A 15,926-nucleotide genomic window follows, 5' to 3' on the forward strand; every position below is an offset into this window, starting at 1 on the left:
GAATGGTTGACGCTGATCCCACCCTGCGCCCGGAGCCCCTGCCGGAAGACAATGACCGCGCCTTGCGTCCTCAGGGGCTTGATGAATTCATTGGTCAGGCTGAGGCGCGCGCCAACTTGCGCATCTTTATCCAGTCAGCCCGGCAACGCGGCGAGGCGATGGACCACACCTTGTTTCACGGACCTCCGGGGTTGGGCAAAACGACCCTCGCGCAGATCATGGCGCGTGAATTGGGAGTGAACTTCCGCATGACCTCAGGCCCGGTTCTGGCCAAGGCGGGGGATCTGGCAGCGATCCTGACCAATCTTGAATCGCGTGACGTGCTGTTCATCGACGAGATTCACAGGCTCAACCCGGTTGTGGAGGAAGTGCTGTACCCGGCCATGGAAGATTTCGAGCTGGATCTTGTTATCGGCGAAGGTCCTGCTGCGCGCACCGTTCGGATCGAATTGCAGCCATTCACACTGGTGGGGGCCACCACGCGGATGGGCCTGCTGACAACGCCCTTGCGTGACCGGTTTGGTATCCCGACCCGGCTTCAGTTCTACACGGTGGATGAGTTGCACGAAATCGTCACCCGGAACGCGCGGAAACTGGGCGCGCCCGCGGATAACGATGGTGCGCGCGAAATCGCGCGCCGGTCGCGTGGAACCCCGCGTATCGCCGGGCGATTGCTGAGGCGCGTTGTGGATTTCGCGATTGTCGAAGGGGACGGGCGGATCACACGTGACCTGGCCGATGGTGCCTTGACCCGTCTGGGCGTTGATAATCTGGGTCTTGATGGTGCGGACCGGCGGTATCTGAAGCTGATTGCCGAAAACTACGCAGGCGGCCCGGTTGGGATTGAAACCCTGTCTGCCGCGCTGTCCGAAAGCCGCGACTCGCTTGAGGAGGTGATCGAGCCCTATTTGCTGCAACAGGGGCTAATCCAGCGTACTCCGCGCGGGCGCTTGTTGGCGCAGAAGGCGTGGACGCATCTTGGGATGGCCGTGCCCAAGCGGCAAAGCGATCTGTTCGGTTGAAGCCCGCGCACTTAGATTTTATGCCTTTCGGCGAGAGTATTTTTAAAAAGATGAAGGGCTGGCGGTGACACCGGAAGAAATTGAGGCGCTGTTCACACGCGAAAGCGGCGAGTTTCTGTATGCGCGCTGGGGACGGCCTGTTGTTCCGATCGTTTTCGGCGTTGAAGACGAGACGCTAGCCACCGTAAAGGGGGCTTTTGAAGCTGTTGTCACGCTGGCCGGTCACCAAATGGCCGAGACGGACCCTGAACTTGGCGCGAATTGCATGGTTTTCTTTTTCCGGGACTGGCAGGAACTGCTGGAAGTACCGGACCTTGATCGTCTGGTCCCGGATCTGGAACCTTTGGTTGCACGGCTGGTCGCGGCAGATGCAAACCAGTACCGCATTTTCCGGTTCGAAGAAGATGGCGCGATCCGCGCGGCGTTCGTGTTTCTGCGCATGGACAAGGAATTGTCGAAGGTTCCGGCTGAAACCCTTGCGCTCAATCAGGTCGTGCAGACAATCTTGCTCTGGTCGGACACTGCATTTCGCAATCAATCTCCACTGGCAATCGCAGGTGAGGCCACGATCCTGCGTCCCGACATCGCGTCCTTGATCCGGGCGGCCTATGATCCGGTTTTGCCACGGGCGGCACAGGATGCCTCGCACGCGTTAAGGCTGTTTGCCCGTCTGGAGACGTTGCAATGAAACATACCTACCCCATCCGCGTGTATTATGAAGACACCGACATGGGTGGGGTTGTCTATCATGCGAACTACCTGCGCTATATCGAGCGCGCGCGCTCGGACTGGGTGCGTAATCTGGGCAATGACCAAAACGCCATGCGAGAAGAAGGCATTGTTTGGGTCGTGCGGCGGCTCGAGGCCGAGTATCTGGCGCCTGCAAGGTTCGATGATGAATTGATTGTCGAAACCGAAGTTACCGAAATCTCGGGCGTGCGTCTGACCATGGCACAGCTTGTCCGACGCGGTGAGACCGAAATATTTCGTGCAACAGTCACGGCCGTTTGCATCAATAAAGCAGGCAAGCCGATCCGTTTGCCGGCAGAGATTCGCGCATTGATGTAACAATTTGCTGACCGTGGGTGGTTCTGTTGGCTTTTCATGACCAACTGAGATAGCGTTTGGCAAAACAAGGCCAAACGAACGGCCATCAGGCAAAACAAAGAGCAGGTTCATGGAAGCTGAAACGCTGGCGCTGGCGCAGGAGATCGACTTCTCCATGTGGGGGCTGTTTGCCCGCGCGACCTTTATCGTCAAACTGGTGATGCTGGTACTTACCGGCGCATCCATATGGTCCTGGGGGATCATCATTCAGAAGCTGATCAACTATCGCGCGGCCCGACGCGAGGCGCAGGTTTTTGATGAAAGCTTCTGGTCGGGCAACCCGTTGGATGAGTTGTTCGAGCAGATCGGAACCCAGCCGGATGGCAGCTCGGAAAAGATCTTTGCATCAGGCATGATCGAATGGCGCAGGTCGCATCGCAATGATGGCGGGCTGATTGCCGGGGCAACCGCGCGTATCGACCGGTCGATGGATGTCGCCATCGCGAAAGAGGCGGAAACCTTGCAAAAAGGGCTTCCCATTCTGGCGACTGTTGGCTCCACAGCTCCGTTTATCGGGCTGTTTGGCACCGTTTGGGGCATCATGAATGCGTTCATCGAGATTGCCGAGCAGCAAAACACTAACCTTGCTGTGGTGGCTCCCGGCATCGCCGAGGCGTTGATGGCGACAGGGTTGGGCCTTTTGGCGGCGATCCCGGCGGTGATTTTCTACAACAAACTCAGCGCAGATAGTGACCGGATCGTTGGCGGCTATGAAGCCTTTGCGGATGAATTCGCAACCATCCTGTCGCGCCAGTTGGACAGCTGAAGATGGGCGCTGCGATCCAGCAATCTTCGGGCGGCAATGGGCGCAGACGTGGTCGGCGTCGCGGTCGCGCGCAGCCGATGGCCGAGATCAATGTGACCCCTTTCGTGGATGTCATGCTGGTATTGCTGATCATCTTCATGGTGGCCGCGCCATTGCTGACGGTTGGTGTTCCGGTCGATCTGCCCAAGACCGCGGCCAGTGCGCTGCCCGGCGACAACGAAGAGCCTTTGACCGTGACTCTGACCGCAGACGGCCGCGTGCAGATCCAGACCACCGATGTGTTGCGCGAAGAGTTGATTGGCAAGCTGCGTGCCATTGCGGCAGAGCGGAGCAGCGACCGGGTTTTCCTGCGGGCCGATGGCGCAATCCCTTATGCACAGGTGATGCAGGTCATGGGTGCACTGAACGCGGGCGGTTTTTCCAACGTTGGCCTTGTGACCGATACCGGTGGGCCGACGCTGGATGAAGGTGGAGAGTGAGGTCGCACGGTGGATACCGGCACCAAGATTTCAGCGATTGCGCATGTCAGCCTGATCGGATGGGCGATGTTCGGCGGCACCTTCAGGTCCGAACCGTTGCCGATGGCTGTGCAGGACGTCTCAGTGATCACGGCTGAACAATTCGCGGCGATGACTGCCCAGCGGGATGCGCCGGAAGTCCCCGAAGTGCCGACCGCGTTGCAACAACCGCCCCAACCGGAGGCTGTGACCAAACCGCCGGAATCCGTGATTGACGAACAGCCGCGCCCTGAACCTGTTGCACCGGCTGAACCAGAACCAGAGCCAGAGCCTGTCATCGTGGAAGCGCCGCCAGAACCCGAGGTTCCTGACGAGCCTCCGGTTCTGACGGAACCTCAGGTCGAGCCTGTTGCACAGCCTGCGCCGCCTGGTCCGGAGGCACAGCCGCGCCCCTCGGATCGCGTCGCGCCCGAGGCAATAGCTCCGCCACCGCCCGAGGCAAAACCTGATGATTTTGAAACGCCGCCGGTATCCCTGGATGAAGGCGCAGAAGTTCAGCAGGAACAGCAGGATCAGACCGCGCCGCAAGAGGCAGCCCCGGAGATTGTGACCGAGGCCGAGGAAACCAAGGAACAGTCGCCCCTGACATCTCCGCGGCCGCGCGTGCGCCCAAACCGGCCAAGGCCGCCATCCGAACCCGCTGTGGCCAAAACGCCTGAAGCGACCCCGGAACCTGAAAAACAAACCGATGAAACGGCAATTAACGACGCCCTGGCCGAAGCCTTGGGCAGCGGGTCCGAACCTTCTGGTCCACCGCTGACCAGCGGAGAGAAAGACGCGATGCGACTGGCCGTCTCTGGATGTTGGAATGTGGGTTCCTTGTCCACAGATGCGCTGAACACTGTGGTTGTTGTCGCGTTTTCGTTGAACCGTGATGGTACGGTCGTCGGCGGCAGCGTTCGGATGCTGGACAGCTCTGGCGGCTCGGCGGGAGCCGTTAAACAGGCCTACGAGGCTGCGCGACGTGCAATTTTGCGCTGCGGGGCCAAAGGATATGATTTGCCTGCTGACAAATACGAACATTGGCAGGATGTTGAGATTACATTTAACCCCGAGAGGATGCGGATCAAATGATGAAGCTTCTGACCAGCCTCTTTGTCGGCCTGACATTGATGTCTGCGCCGGTTTATGGACAGAGCGGGCCTTTGCGTCTGGAACTGGATGAGGGGATTATCGAACCCTTGCCCTTTGCCGTTCCGAATTTTGTGCCGGACGGCCCGGCCGCAGCTCAGTTCGCGCAAGATATCTCGCGCGTGGTGGCGGCTGACCTGACCGGGACCGGGTTGTTCCGCGAGATATCCTCGGATGCGTTCATCAGCCGGGTCAGCAGCTTCGAAGCTCCGGTTCAGTTTGCGGATTGGAAGGCGATCAACGCTGACGCCCTGATCACGGGCGCTGTCAATGTGTCCGGTCAGAAACTGACGGTCCGGTTCCGGGTGTGGGATGTGTTTTCGGGCCAGGAACTGGGCAATGGCCTTCAACTGGCAGGTACCACCGACGGGTGGCGGCGCATGGCGCATAAGGTGGCCGATCAGGTCTATAGCCGGATCACAGGTGAAGGCGGTTATTTTGACAGCCGCGTTGCCTTTGTTTCGGAAAGCGGTCCGAAGGACCAGCGCCTGAAGCGTTTGGCGATCATGGATTACGATGGCGCGAATGTGCAGTACATGACTGACAGCGCCGCCATCGTTCTGGCGCCCCGGTTCTCACCCACCGGTGACCGGCTGCTTTATACCAGTTATGAAAGCGGCAGCCCGCGCATTTACGTGACTGAAGTCGGGCGCCCGAAACCACGGGAACTGAAGACGCAGGACGGGACCATGAGCTTTTCGCCACGGTTCTCGCCGGATGGCCGGTCGATTGTCTATTCGCTGATTCAGGGCGGCAATACCGACCTGTGGAAAATGGATATCACCTCGGGGCAAAGTACGCGCCTGACCAACACGCCCGCAATTGAAACGGCTCCCAGCTATTCGCCGGATGGTGGCCGGATTGTCTTTGAAAGCGACCGCTCCGGCACGCCGCAATTGTACGTAATGGCAGCAAACGGGGGCGAAGCCACGCGGATCAGCTTTGGCGCGGGTCGCTATGGTACGCCGGTCTGGTCGCCGCGAGGCGACCTGATCGCCTTTACCAAGCAGAACCAGGGCCGGTTCCATATCGGCGTGATGCGCATCGACGGATCAGAAGAACGTTTGCTGACAGCGTCTTTCCTGGATGAAGGCCCCACCTGGTCGCCCAATGGCCGGGTCATCATGTTCACCCGCGAAACGCAGGGGGCCAGCGGTAGGGCATCGCTTTACTCGGTGGATATCTCGGGCAGGAACCTGCGGCCGGTACGTACACCGGACGGGGGGAGCGATCCTTCCTGGGGCCCATTGCAGAATTGATCGCAGCAAAGTTCACAACAAATCGTCCCTGTGGTAGACAGGCGGCAATAAACATAACACGAGGCACCTGAAATGAACGTATTGAGCAAAGTTCTGGCGCTGGGCGCGCTGAGTGTGATCGCCGCCTGCACAAGTAATGACCCCTCGGCCTTGGGCGGCGGTGGTAGCGGGGGCATTGGATCTATTGTCCCCGGATCACCGAGTGATCCGCGCTCGCCCGCGTATTTCCAGCAAACGGTCGGGGACCGTGTCCTGTTTGCCGTTGACCAGTCGACCTTGTCGCCCGAGGCGCAAACAGTGCTGCAAGGGCAGGCAGACTGGTTGCTGGCCAATCCGGATTTTGTCGCAACGATTGAAGGCCACGCGGATGAGCAGGGCACACGGGAATACAACCTTGGTTTGGGTGCCAAACGCGCTAATGAGGCACGAGAATACTTGATTTCACGCGGAGTTGCGGGCAGCCGCCTGAATACCGTGAGCTATGGCAAGGAACGCCCGATCGAGATTTGCAGCACCGAGGAATGTTATTCCAAGAACCGCCGTGCGGTAACGGTTCTGACCGGGTCAACTCTGGGGTAAGATGATGCGCATTGCAGGATGGGTTTTGGCGGCGGTTGTGGCGACGGCTGGTGTTGCACAGGCACAGGATCAGCAAACTCTTGCAGATATCCGTCAGGAACTAACGGTGCTACATGTGGAAATTCAGCGTTTGAAACGCGAGTTTTCTACCACGGGTTCACCTGCACCGAACCTGTCCGGCAGTTCGGTCCAAGAACGCGTTGTCGCGATCGAAGCGGAATTGCAGCGCCTGACCCGCCAAACCGAGCAGTTGAACCAGCGGGTGCAGAACATTGTCACTGACGGCACCAACCGAATCGGTGACCTTGAGTTCCGGCTGGTCGAACTGGAAGGCGGCGATTTGACGACATTGGGTGAGACCTCGACATTGGGTGGTGACACGGCCGCTGTGATCACCGGGCCAACAAGTATCGAAACGCCAACGGCGACCGATCATGGTGAACTGGCCATAGGTGAACGTGCTGATTTTGATGCAGCCTCGCAAGCGTTGGCCGATGGCGATTTCCAGACTGCTGCCACGTTGTTTGCGCAGTTTGAAACAAGCTATCCCGGCAGTCCGCTGGCGCCCGAAGCCAACCTGAAACGCGGTCATGCCCTTGAAGGGATTGGCGACACGCGCGAAGCGGCCCGAGCATTCCTGGCCAGCTTCACGGGTGATTCCGAGGGCGCATTTGCACCCGAGGCGTTGTACGAACTGGGTGCGGCGCTTGGCCGTTTGGGACAGACTGATCAGGCCTGCATCACTCTTAATGAGGTCGGAGTACGCTTTCCTTCTGCGCCAGAGTTTTCGAACGCCACGCAGGAGATGACCGCGTTGGGATGTACTTGAACCATCACTCCAGCAAACTACTTGCAGACCTTCGCGCCCGGCTACCCGAAACACTTCCGCGCAAGTTGGGTATTGCAGTTTCGGGAGGCGGCGATTCTGTCGCCTTAATGCACCTTTTGCATCATGTGGCGCAGGATGAGGCTATCACCCTTTTCGTTGCCACGGTCGACCACGGGTTGCGCCCCGAATCCGCGCGCGAGGCCGAAACGGTATCCCTGCAGGCGGCTGCGTTGGGGATGCCTCATGACACGCTGCGTTGGTCGGGATGGGACGGTACCGGCAACTTGCAGGACCGCGCACGTCAGGCGCGGTATGATTTGTTATCCGAATGGGCAAAGGGCCGCGGAATCGATGCCATTGCGCTGGGCCACACCGCAGATGATCAGGCGGAAACACTGTTGATGCGGTTGGGCCGATCATCCGGGGTCACGGGCCTGTCCGGAATGGCGGCTATTCGGAAACAGCGGGGGCTGACGATACTGCGCCCGATGCTGGGGATTGCCCGTGAACAGCTGCGCACCTATCTGACTGGGGCTGGCGTGGCATGGGTGGACGACCCTTCGAATCAGGATGCCCGTTTCGATCGGATCAAGGCGCGCGAAGCTTTGGGTGGTCTAGAACCTTTGGGAATTGATGCGCTTTCATTGTCCCGCGTGGCTGACAATCTGGCGCAGGCACACACGGCACTTGGCATCTGTGCGCAAGAATCCGCACGGTCCGTGGCGCAAGTGGATCAAAGTGACGTGAGGGTGAACCGGGCCGGATTTGCCGCGTTGCCCCTTGAGATTCGGCGCCGTGTCCTGCTGGGAATCCACTCGTGGGTTGCCGGGTCGGGTTATCCCCCGCGTCAGGCGGCAGTGGATCGGGCGATGGATGCAGTTGCGAATGGGCAATCGGCGTCAGTGGGCGGTTGTCTTATTGTTCCACACGGCGGGAGTGTTTGGATTTGCAGGGAATTTAATGCCGTGAAATCTCAGTTGGCTGCACCCGGTGCTGTGTGGGATGGCAAATGGCGGCTGAGCGGACCGGCAACAATGGGCGCAGAAATCCGTGCTTTGGGGGGTGAGGGGTTGCAACAGGTGCCCGAGTGGCGGGCAACCGGGCGTCCCAGGATAGCTTTGACAGCGACGCCTGCGGTTTGGAATGCGGATAGGGTGCTGGCCGCCCCGCTTGCGGGTCTCGCGAATGGTTGGCATGCCAGTCTTGCGTCAGATTGGCCCGAGTTCCACACATCTTTTTTATCGCATTGAACATACGACAATCCTCTCTATTTTAAGAGGTAACTTGGCAGCGTCTCACCTGCCGGAACTTTTAGGAGAATTTCCTTGGGCAACGCTCGCAATATCGCGTTTTGGGTCGTTTTGTTCCTGCTCATCCTTGCACTGTTCAATCTGTTCAGTGGACCGGGCGGAACGCTTCAGAGCAACGAGAAAACCTATTCCGACTTTGTCGGTGCCGTCCAAAGCGGTGAAGTCAAGAATGTGACCCTGGATGGTGAGCAGATTCGCTATACCCTGCAAAGCGGTGCCAGCTATGTCACGATCAAACCCGGCGACGCCGAAGTGACCAAGCTTCTGATCGAGGAAAACATACCAGTCCAGGCCGTAAAACAGCAGCAATCAGGGTTTCAATCGTTCCTGATCACGCTGCTGCCTTTCCTGCTGCTGATTGGTGTCTGGGTCTATTTCATGAACCGGATGCAGGGCGGCGGCAAAGGTGGCGCGATGGGCTTTGGCAAGTCCAAGGCCAAGATGCTGACTGAAAAGCATGGCCGCGTGACCTTTGATGATGTTGCCGGTATCGACGAAGCCAAGGAAGAGCTGGAAGAGATTGTCGAGTTCCTGCGAAACCCGCAGAAGTTCAGCCGCCTTGGTGGCAAGATCCCCAAGGGCGCGCTGCTGGTTGGCCCTCCGGGTACCGGTAAGACGCTGCTGGCCCGTGCCATTGCGGGTGAGGCGGGCGTGCCGTTCTTCACCATCTCGGGTTCGGATTTTGTCGAAATGTTCGTTGGTGTGGGTGCGTCTCGCGTGCGCGACATGTTCGAGCAAGCGAAAAAGAATGCGCCCTGTATCGTGTTTATCGATGAGATTGACGCTGTGGGTCGTCATCGCGGCGCCGGGTATGGCGGCGGCAATGACGAGCGTGAACAAACGCTCAACCAGTTGCTGGTCGAAATGGACGGGTTTGAGGCCAACGAAGGTGTGATCATTCTGGCAGCCACCAACCGCAAGGACGTTCTGGACCCTGCGCTGCTGCGACCGGGCCGGTTCGACCGTCAGGTCACAGTCGGCAACCCGGACATCAAGGGCCGCGAGAAAATTCTGGGCGTTCACGCACGCAAGACACCGCTGGGTCCCGATGTTGATCTGCGCATCATCGCGCGCGGTACGCCGGGCTTCTCGGGTGCGGATCTGGCCAACCTCGTGAACGAGGCCGCGTTGATGGCGGCGCGCGTGGGCCGTCGCTTTGTCACCATGGAAGATTTTGAAAACGCCAAGGACAAGGTGATGATGGGGGCCGAGCGCCGCTCGATGGTGCTGACTCAGGATCAGAAGGAAAAAACAGCCTATCACGAAGCGGGTCATGCTGTTGTTGGTCTGTCTCTGCCCATGTGCGATCCGGTCTACAAGGCGACCATCATACCGCGCGGCGGCGCGCTGGGTATGGTCGTTTCGCTGCCGGAAATGGATCGCCTGAACTATCACCGGGATGAGTGCGAACAAAAGCTGGCGATGACCATGGCAGGTAAGGCGGCCGAGGTCATCAAGTATGGCGAAGATCACGTGTCGAACGGGCCTGCCGGGGACATCATGCAGGCCAGCCAATTGGCACGTGCCATGGTGATGCGCTGGGGAATGTCGGACAAGGTCGGCAATATCGACTATGCCGAGGCCCATGAGGGATACCAGGGCAATACTGCCGGGTTCTCGGTATCGGCTCATACCAAGGAACTGATTGAAGAAGAGGTAAAGCGACTGATCCAGCAAGGCTATGAACAGGCGCACAAGATTCTGACCGATCATAACGAAAAATGGGAACGTCTGGCCCAAGGTTTGCTGGAATACGAAACGCTGACCGGTGACGAAATCAAACGCGTCATGAACGGGGAATCGCCCGGCGACAGCGATGACCGGAACGACAAGTCGGACGAGGGCAGTGCGCCCAGCGTCACAGCCATCCCCAAGACCAAGGCCAAGAAATCACCGCCTGAGGGCGGGATGGAACCTGAACCGACAGCATAACCAGCAAGAACCCGGGCTCTGCCCGGGTTTTTTCTCTTTCCATCAGAGCGTTACTGGGCATTATGCGCTGGCAGACACCAATGGGTAGGGAAGCGCGTATGCCGTTTTTGCGGGAAACCGAAATTGCAGCCGAAGTCGTTTGGCTGGGCCTTGTTCCTGCCGGCGGATCGCTTCGTGCCAAGCCCGTGGAGTTGCTGGATCTTGGGTTTGAGGGCGCGAAAGGCGAACGGCACGAAGGTCTGAACCGTGCGTCCTGTGTTCGGGTCTCGAACCTCTATCCCAAGGGCACTGAAATCCGCAATGTTCGTCAACTTTCGGTGCTGTCCTTGGAAGAGTTGCAGCAGATCGCGCAGAACATGGGGCTGGACCGGCTTGACCCGTCTTATCTGGGCGCATCCATAGTGCTGAAAGGTGTTCCGGATTTCTCGCACATTCCGCCGTCCTCGCGCCTTCAGGCGGTCAACGGGCTGACGATCACTGTGGATATGGAAAACGCCCCCTGCGTATTGCCCGGTCGCGAAATCGAAGCGGATCATCAGGGGTATGGTGCAGGGTTCAAACCCGCTTCCATCCGGCGCCGGGGTGTCACGGGCTGGGTCGAACGTCCTGGGCGCATTCAACGGGGCGATCACCTCAAGCTCTTTGTTCCGGACCAGCCTGCCTGGAGCCCCGAAAATATGCAGGTTTCCGATTAGTTACCGATGAAGTGACCTGACGACGCTTCGCGACGCCAGAATGTCGGAATCCATGGCTAATCAGATTGTACACAAGGGTATGGAATGCGTAGCGCCGACGTTAGACGTCGGTTTTGCACGGTATTCAATCAAGGACCCCGGCCAATGAGCTATAAATCCGACATCGAAATTGCGCGTGAAGCGAATAAGAAGCCGATCCAGGAGATCGGCGCGAAGCTTGGAATATCCAGTGATGATCTGTTGCCGTATGGGCATGACAAGGCGAAGGTGAGCCAGGAGTTCATCAACTCGGTGCAGGGTCGTGAAGACGGCAAGCTGGTGCTGGTGACGGCGATCAACCCGACGCCCGCGGGTGAGGGCAAGACGACCACAACGGTTGGTCTGGGTGACGGTCTGAACCGGATCGGCAAGAATGCGATGATCTGTATCCGCGAGGCCTCGTTGGGTCCGAACTTCGGCATGAAGGGCGGCGCTGCAGGGGGCGGCTATGCGCAAGTTGTTCCGATGGAAGAGATGAACCTGCACTTCACCGGCGATTTCCACGCGATCACCTCGGCCCATTCGCTGCTGTCGGCGATGATCGACAACCACATCTACTGGGGCAATGAATGCGAGATCGACACTCGCCGGGTCGCATGGCGTCGTGTGGTCGACATGAACGACCGCGCCCTGCGCCAGATCACTGCCAGCCTGGGCGGCGTGTCGAACGGGTTCCCGCGCGAAACAGGTTTTGACATCACCGTGGCGTCCGAGGTCATGGCGATCCTGTGCCTGTCAAACGACCTGAAGGATCTGGAAAAGCGTCTGGGTGATATCATCGTGGCCTATCGCCGCGACAAGACGCCGGTCTATTGCCGCGACATCAAGGCCGAAGGCGCGATGACCGTTCTGCTGAAAGACGCAATGCAGCCGAACCTGGTGCAGACGCTGGAAAACAACCCGGCCTTTGTCCACGGTGGCCCGTTTGCCAACATTGCGCATGGCTGCAACTCGGTCATTGCCACAAAGACCGCGCTGAAAGTGGCTGACTATGTGGTGACCGAGGCGGGCTTTGGCGCCGATCTGGGTGCCGAGAAGTTCATGAACATCAAGTGCCGCAAGGCGGGCATTGCGCCCTCTGCCGTGGTTCTGGTTGCCACCGTGCGCGCGATGAAGATGAATGGCGGCGTCGCCAAAGCCGATCTGGGCGCGGAAAACGTCGCCGCGGTCAAGGCGGGCTGCGCCAACCTGGGCCGTCACATCGAGAACGTGAAGTCGTTCGGTGTTCCGGTTGTTGTCGCCATCAACCACTTTGTCACCGACACCGATGCCGAGGTTCAGGCGGTGAAGGATTATTGCGCCTCTCACGGGGTCGAGGCGATTCTGTCGCGCCACTGGGAACTGGGCTCGGAAGGGTCTGCTGATCTGGCCCGCAAAGTTGTGGAGATCGTCGAAGGGGGCTCTGCGAACTTCGCGCCGATCTACCCCGACGAAATGCCGCTGTTTGAGAAGATCGAAACCATCGCCAAGCGCATCTACCGCGCCGACGAGGTTCTGGCCGACAACAAGATCCGCACGCAGCTGAAAGAATGGGAAGCAGCGGGGTATGGCAACCTGCCGGTCTGCATGGCGAAAACCCAGTACAGCTTCTCGACCGACCCGACCCTGCGGGGCGCGCCCACCGGCCATTCGGTCCCGGTGCGTGAGGTCCGCCTGAGCGCGGGTGCGGGCTTTATCGTGGTTGTCTGCGGTGAGATCATGACCATGCCGGGCCTGCCCCGCAAACCGGCCGCGGAAACCATCTGCCTCAATGACGCAGGTGAGATCGAGGGCTTGTTCTAAGTCGCTGAATAAGACATTTCATGGTCCGGAACCCCCGGGCCATGAGGAGACGATGATGCCCACTCTGACACCGCCGCAGGACTGCCATTCGATGCGGGATCTGCGGGTTCAGATCGACAGGCTGGACCGCCTGCTGATCGGGATGCTGGTGAGGCGCGCAAGCTATATCGACCGCGCGTCTGAGCTGAAGCCGGGCGAGGGCCTGCCCGCCCGCATCCCGGACCGGGTCGAGGATGTGGTGCAAAAGGTGCGCGCCAGTTCGCAGGCCGCGGGGATGGACCCCGATTTGTCCGAAACGCTCTGGCGCATTCTGATTGACTGGTCGATTGCACGTGAGGAACGTGTGCTCGGCCCCGAGTAAAGACCGGGCGCGTTCTGCGCCCGTTTGGGTTTTGAAAGAAGGGACCAAAGGATGGTAGCGCAGGTTATCGACGGGAAGGCCTTTGCCGCCAAAGTGCGCGCGCAGGTGGCCGATCAGGTTGCAAAGCTGAAAGAGGAAAACGGCATCACCCCCGGCCTGGCCGTGGTTCTGGTGGGAGAGGATCCGGCCAGCCAGGTCTACGTCCGCTCGAAAGGCAAGATGACCGTCGAGGTTGGCATGAACTCGTATGAGCACAAGCTCGATGTGGAGACCTCCGAGGCGGACCTGCTGGCGCTGATCGACAAACTGAACACTGATCCGGCGGTGCATGGCATTCTGGTACAGCTGCCGCTGCCAAAACACCTGAACGAGGATCTGGTGATCAACTCGATCGATCCGGCCAAGGATGTGGACGGCTTCCACATCTCGAATGTGGGCCTGCTGGGCACTGGTCAGAAATCGATGGTGCCCTGCACCCCGCTGGGCTGCCTGATGATGCTGCGCGATCACCACGGGTCGCTGTCGGGCATGGATGCGGTTGTCATCGGTCGCTCGAACATCGTGGGCAAGCCGATGGCTCAGCTGCTGCTGGGGGACAGCTGCACTGTGACCATCGCGCATTCGCGCACCAGGGACCTGCCGGATGTGGTGCGCCGCGCCGATATTGTCGTGGCCGCTGTCGGCCGCCCCGAGATGGTGCCCGGCGACTGGATCAAGGAAGGCGCCACCGTGATCGACGTGGGCATCAACCGCATCGAACGCGATGGCAAGACCAAGCTGGTCGGCGATGTCGACTATACCAGCGCCGCCGAGCGCGCCGGCGCCATCACCCCCGTCCCCGGCGGCGTCGGCCCCATGACCATCGCCTGCCTGCTGGCTAACACCCTCACCGCCTGCTGCCGCGCAAACAAACTCCCCGAACCAGAAGGCCTGACCGCCTGATACACGCGGGGCCGGATCGGACCCTTCGGACCGGCCCCCTTTTTTTGGCAGGCAAAGCTCCAGCCAAATCGCCCCCTGACTGCATGGGCAAAGCGCCCTGAATGGGTTTGACAGCCGAACAAATCGTGATATCCCTGTAATCCCAGCTGGTTACAGGTGAAGGCACTATTGTGTTTGACACATTCGGGGTGAGCTATGCTAATTCATGCACAAAAGCGGTATGACGTCTAAAATAAGTATAATCCTGAAGGCATTTTCACCGCAACGTGTGGTAGCGGGTTTGGTCTTTCTTCCTTTACTTGCATATGCGTTTCCACCCTTCCTTGATTCTGACCTGTCATTTGGACTGCGGCTTGTATTCTGGGCGGGAGTGATGGTCCTTGCTTTGACGGTTACCGGGCTTGCCAGAAAGCTGATGCGGAAGAACCCCGTTTTCCTGAATGTTCCGGCGAGGGATCTGGCATTTGTTTCTTTGACCTTGGCATTGTTCACGCCTTCACTTTGGATGTTGGCCTGGGTTCTTTTCACCTGTGGTGGATATATGGCGCCGGACGCCGAGAGGATTGTGGTTTATGGCGCTTTGTTCGCGACAGGCTTGATGCTTGTACAGCGCAACGATCTGAATGCCGCGGCAATTACTGAATCTGATCTTGAAAAACCACGACTTGTCAAACGCTTGCCACCCAGATTCAACGGGCAGATCTATCGCTTGACCGTTCGGGATCACAACGTGGATGTTGTCACCTCAGAAGGCACCTTCACGCTCCGGTCGCGTTTCACAGATGCGATTGCCGAAATGGAGCCTGTCCCGGGTCATTGCTCGCACCGTTCGCATTGGGTCACCGACGCATCCATTGTAAGTGTCGAAAGGGAAGGCAGTAAAACCTATCTGAAATTGATCAATGGTGATCTGGTTCCGGTCAGCCGGAAATACAAACCGATGCTGGAAATGGATGGCCTGATCTGAACCTATTGCGGCATTGGCAACATGTATGGACGCGGACCTGTGAGGATCGCCATCGCCTGCGATCCCATCAGTGCCGACAGCACTTGATCAGAGCTGCGAAGCCCCCCGGTAAAAGCGCCATAGGCCGGAAGTATCATGCGATGATCATTCAGCAGAAAAGCGGGGCGTGAAATATGACGTCCCTTGACCCTGATCCGGACTTTTGGATGGTAATGGCCGGAAACTTCTCCTCGCGCGGGATCCTGCGCGATATGACGGAAAACAAGCGGGCCACGGTGCCATTCGAACAGATGGGTTCCCCCCAGCTCAATAGGACCGGGATCGTGGTTCCCCTCAATCCAGATCCACTGACGTCCGGACTGTAAGGTCGCGATCCTTAGCATTTCTGATTTTGGCAGCGCCCGGGCAGCCTCAAGATCATCGAAGCTGTCGCCCAGACATACAATGGTTTTGGCGTTCGTTTGTCCCAGGTCATCTTTCAGGCGGTCCAGCGTTTCACGGCTGTCATAAGGCGGAAGTGAAGGCCCACCACGCCGCGCGACGCGCTCGGATTTACCCAGATGCAAGTCCGACACGCACAGCAAGCTTTCGTCTGGCCACCAAAGCGCACCGGACGGCAAAGCACACAGGCGCTGACCCGCAAAGGGAAACTCAAGTTCGTTCATGATACGTTCTTGGCCTGTTTCA

At 58.9% G+C, this 15,926-nt stretch carries 17 protein-coding genes; 16 read left to right on the forward strand and 1 reads right to left on the reverse strand.

Annotation, left to right across the window (positions count from 1 at the left end; genetic code table 11):
- The first annotated feature begins 2 nt into the window (after positions 1 to 2).
- From ruvB to AC2FLU_RS13520, 16 genes are all read left to right on the forward strand, one after another.
- Entirely contained in the window at positions 3 to 1,022 is a 1,020-nt protein-coding gene (gene ruvB / locus AC2FLU_RS13445) for a Holliday junction branch migration DNA helicase RuvB (RefSeq protein ID WP_480554488.1), read from the forward strand.
- Positions 1,023 to 1,086: 64 nt separating this feature from the next.
- On the forward strand, positions 1,087 to 1,710 hold the full coding sequence (locus AC2FLU_RS13450) for a hypothetical protein (protein WP_480554487.1): 624 nt from the start codon (positions 1,087 to 1,089) through the stop codon (positions 1,708 to 1,710).
- Entirely contained in the window at positions 1,707 to 2,090 is a 384-nt protein-coding gene (ybgC, locus tag AC2FLU_RS13455; RefSeq protein ID WP_480518814.1) for a tol-pal system-associated acyl-CoA thioesterase, read from the forward strand. The genes AC2FLU_RS13450 and ybgC overlap by 4 nt, the downstream gene beginning before the upstream one ends.
- Positions 2,091 to 2,199: 109 nt before the next feature.
- Positions 2,200 to 2,895 (forward strand): protein TolQ, encoded by a 696-nt coding sequence (gene tolQ / locus AC2FLU_RS13460; RefSeq protein ID WP_209505518.1) that lies wholly within the window; start codon positions 2,200 to 2,202, stop codon positions 2,893 to 2,895.
- A gap of 2 nt (positions 2,896 to 2,897) precedes the next feature.
- Positions 2,898 to 3,374 carry a protein TolR gene (tolR, locus tag AC2FLU_RS13465; RefSeq protein WP_480473731.1) on the forward strand — a complete coding sequence of 159 codons (477 nt, stop codon included), beginning with the start codon at positions 2,898 to 2,900 and terminating at the stop codon, positions 3,372 to 3,374.
- A 9-nt stretch (positions 3,375 to 3,383) separates the two neighbouring features.
- Complete coding sequence (gene tolA / locus AC2FLU_RS13470; protein ID WP_480624078.1) at positions 3,384 to 4,487, forward strand: cell envelope integrity protein TolA; 1,104 nt, start codon at positions 3,384 to 3,386, stop codon at positions 4,485 to 4,487.
- The gene (gene tolB, locus AC2FLU_RS13475) at positions 4,484 to 5,803 is read left to right on the forward strand and encodes a Tol-Pal system beta propeller repeat protein TolB (protein WP_496808834.1); all 1,320 of its coding nucleotides are present in this window, start codon (positions 4,484 to 4,486) and stop codon (positions 5,801 to 5,803) included. Before tolA ends, tolB begins: the two co-directional genes overlap by 4 nt.
- Before the next feature lie 72 nt (positions 5,804 to 5,875).
- Positions 5,876 to 6,382, forward strand: a complete 507-nt coding sequence (pal, locus tag AC2FLU_RS13480; RefSeq protein ID WP_480518818.1) for a peptidoglycan-associated lipoprotein Pal — start codon at positions 5,876 to 5,878, stop codon at positions 6,380 to 6,382.
- 4 nt (positions 6,383 to 6,386) lie between these two features.
- Entirely contained in the window at positions 6,387 to 7,211 is an 825-nt protein-coding gene (gene ybgF / locus AC2FLU_RS13485) for a tol-pal system protein YbgF (RefSeq protein WP_480476809.1), read from the forward strand.
- Positions 7,202 to 8,461, forward strand: a complete 1,260-nt coding sequence (tilS, locus tag AC2FLU_RS13490; RefSeq protein ID WP_496808835.1) for a tRNA lysidine(34) synthetase TilS — start codon at positions 7,202 to 7,204, stop codon at positions 8,459 to 8,461. The genes ybgF and tilS overlap by 10 nt, the downstream gene beginning before the upstream one ends.
- Before the next feature lie 75 nt (positions 8,462 to 8,536).
- A complete protein-coding gene (gene ftsH / locus AC2FLU_RS13495) occupies positions 8,537 to 10,453 on the forward strand; it encodes an ATP-dependent zinc metalloprotease FtsH (protein WP_480518822.1) in 1,917 nt (638 codons plus the stop codon).
- Between the two features lie 98 nt (positions 10,454 to 10,551).
- Positions 10,552 to 11,148 (forward strand): MOSC domain-containing protein, encoded by a 597-nt coding sequence (locus AC2FLU_RS13500; RefSeq protein ID WP_496808836.1) that lies wholly within the window; start codon positions 10,552 to 10,554, stop codon positions 11,146 to 11,148.
- A gap of 144 nt (positions 11,149 to 11,292) precedes the next feature.
- The gene (locus tag AC2FLU_RS13505; RefSeq protein ID WP_496715701.1) at positions 11,293 to 12,969 is read left to right on the forward strand and encodes a formate--tetrahydrofolate ligase; all 1,677 of its coding nucleotides are present in this window, start codon (positions 11,293 to 11,295) and stop codon (positions 12,967 to 12,969) included.
- Positions 12,970 to 13,024: 55 nt separating this feature from the next.
- Positions 13,025 to 13,330, forward strand: coding sequence for a chorismate mutase (locus tag AC2FLU_RS13510; protein ID WP_480880457.1), 306 nt, complete (start codon positions 13,025 to 13,027; stop codon positions 13,328 to 13,330).
- A gap of 51 nt (positions 13,331 to 13,381) precedes the next feature.
- Positions 13,382 to 14,272: a bifunctional methylenetetrahydrofolate dehydrogenase/methenyltetrahydrofolate cyclohydrolase FolD gene (gene folD, locus AC2FLU_RS13515; protein ID WP_480554481.1), complete on the forward strand. Its 891-nt coding sequence runs from the start codon at positions 13,382 to 13,384 to the stop codon at positions 14,270 to 14,272.
- A gap of 373 nt (positions 14,273 to 14,645) precedes the next feature.
- A complete protein-coding gene (locus tag AC2FLU_RS13520; RefSeq protein WP_480473722.1) occupies positions 14,646 to 15,239 on the forward strand; it encodes a LytTR family DNA-binding domain-containing protein in 594 nt (197 codons plus the stop codon).
- A gap of 2 nt (positions 15,240 to 15,241) precedes the next feature.
- On the opposite strand, the gene pdeM is transcribed toward AC2FLU_RS13520, so the two are convergent.
- Complete coding sequence (pdeM, locus tag AC2FLU_RS13525) at positions 15,242 to 15,904, reverse strand: ligase-associated DNA damage response endonuclease PdeM (protein WP_496808837.1); 663 nt, start codon at positions 15,902 to 15,904, stop codon at positions 15,242 to 15,244.
- Positions 15,905 to 15,926 lie beyond the last annotated feature (22 nt).

The sequence above is a fragment of the Ruegeria sp. SAZD013 genome, from assembly GCF_059612525.1.